The following is a 1,505-nucleotide window of genomic DNA, read 5'->3' as shown; positions in this document are numbered from 1 at the left end:
CCATCTTCTTTTTGCCCTTGCTCGATCCCTTGCGGGCCTCGAAAGGCGAGCCGTCCAGGTTCTGCTGATCGCGCACCCGCTTGCGGCTCATGGTCCGCACGCGCTTGGTCACGTTGTTGAGCAAGCGCCGGCGCAACTGCGGCGGCAGACTCAGCAGCGCCAGTTGCTCGCGCACGCCCAGGTAGCCCCGTGCGTCCAGCTCCAGGGTGCTACGCGCCATGATCGACCTCGCCCTGTTCAGCGGTCCAAAGATCGAACGGGATAAACGCCCATGTCTTGCCGAACGCCTCGATCTCGCCGGTGGGATCTTCGGCCAGGTATTGCGGCTCGATGAATTCCAGGGACAGCTCCACGTCGAAGGTGTCGGCGTCCAGGGGCTCAACAGCGAACAGCGGCGCCGGCAGATCGTGGCGGTGCCGGTCGGGGTCGTGGGTTTCCAGCCAACTGGCGACCAGGGCCATCAGCCTGGCCGGATGGTCGGTGAAACGCTCCAGGGCGAACACGGCGCGATAGCGCATATCGGACATGTGCAGGCCGTCGCGATCGGGCTTCCAGATCAGTTCCAGGCTGACCTGTTCGGTCCAGCTGTCGAACTGCTCAGGCTCCACCAGTCGGCGTTCCATCAGGTAGGCGGTCAACGCCTTGAGCTGGATCACGACAGGAACTCCCCGAGCATGCTCAACCGGAAGTCATCGGGAGACAGGCTTTGCCTATGAGGGTCTACAAAGTCTCGATAATCAAAGGCCCATAGGTGCCTTTCATGACGGTTCCCATAGGCCTGGATAAGCCTTATGAGGATGTCGTTCTCGGGCAGGTCTGCGCCCAAGGTGCGAAGCCGCGCTGCTGTGGTGGAGTAGTAACCGCCGGGCCGAAAAACCACTGATTTGAGCCGGTCGAACTCATCGTAAAACCAGGTAGTGCGGTCAGCATCCATATGACTTGGCAGCGGATCACCGTCCGCAACTATCGTTACACCTGGCATCTGTACTGGTAGCCATTGAACGAGCTGTGGCGCGCAGACAAAGGCCACAGGTTTTCCGTGGACAGCGGCGATTTTGGCCAGGTTGCACAGGCGGGTAGTTTTGCCCGTCAACCGTGGGGAGATTTCGAGATACGCGATTGCGTCACACGCAGTCATAGCAGCACCGCCGTAATGCGACCACGGCCCTGCAGGGCGCGGACAGCCTGCTGGCTGAAAGCAAGAAAGGTTTCCGCCCGTTCGGGGGCTTCCTTGCCGGTGTTCTCGGCGCTTTCACGGCGTGTAACGGTGGCGAACTGCGTTAACGCGCTCGCCTTTGCGCGGCAGTACACGGCGCGTTTGTACAGCTTGACCTGGAAAGTGCGCTCCGGCAGTACGGTTGAGTCCGCGGACTCAACATTGCGCACGCCTGCGCTTTTCCATAGTTCTTTACACCGCACCAGGTCGTAATTGACCTCGACCATGGCCGTGTAAATTGCATCGGCCAGCAGCTCTACCAGGTACTCCGCCGGCAGGCGTTGTTCTT

At 60.7% G+C, this 1,505-nt stretch carries 4 protein-coding genes; all 4 read right to left on the bottom strand.

The annotated features are described in order from the left end of the window. Positions 1–220 (bottom strand): phage virion morphogenesis protein (locus H097_RS26620; RefSeq protein ID WP_032862630.1); only part of this gene is annotated, 220 nt, incomplete at its 3' end. Continuing rightward, complete coding sequence (locus H097_RS26615; RefSeq protein WP_032862629.1) at positions 210–656, bottom strand: phage tail protein; 447 nt, start codon at positions 654–656, stop codon at positions 210–212. The genes H097_RS26620 and H097_RS26615, both read right to left, overlap by 11 nt. Beyond that, positions 653–1,138: a hypothetical protein gene (locus H097_RS26610; protein ID WP_032863577.1), complete on the bottom strand. Its 486-nt coding sequence runs from the start codon at positions 1,136–1,138 to the stop codon at positions 653–655. The genes H097_RS26615 and H097_RS26610 overlap by 4 nt, the downstream gene beginning before the upstream one ends. Further along, a partial coding sequence (locus H097_RS26605) for a head completion/stabilization protein (RefSeq protein ID WP_032863575.1) occupies positions 1,135–1,505 on the bottom strand: 371 nt, incomplete at its 5' end. The genes H097_RS26610 and H097_RS26605, both read right to left, overlap by 4 nt.

The organism is Pseudomonas sp. FH4, assembly GCF_000510915.2.
In the GTDB taxonomy this organism is placed as follows: Bacteria; Pseudomonadota; Gammaproteobacteria; order Pseudomonadales; family Pseudomonadaceae; genus Aquipseudomonas; species Aquipseudomonas brenneri.
Note: the sequence above shows the minus strand (reverse complement) of the source record. Positions and strands in the feature narration are given on the sequence as shown.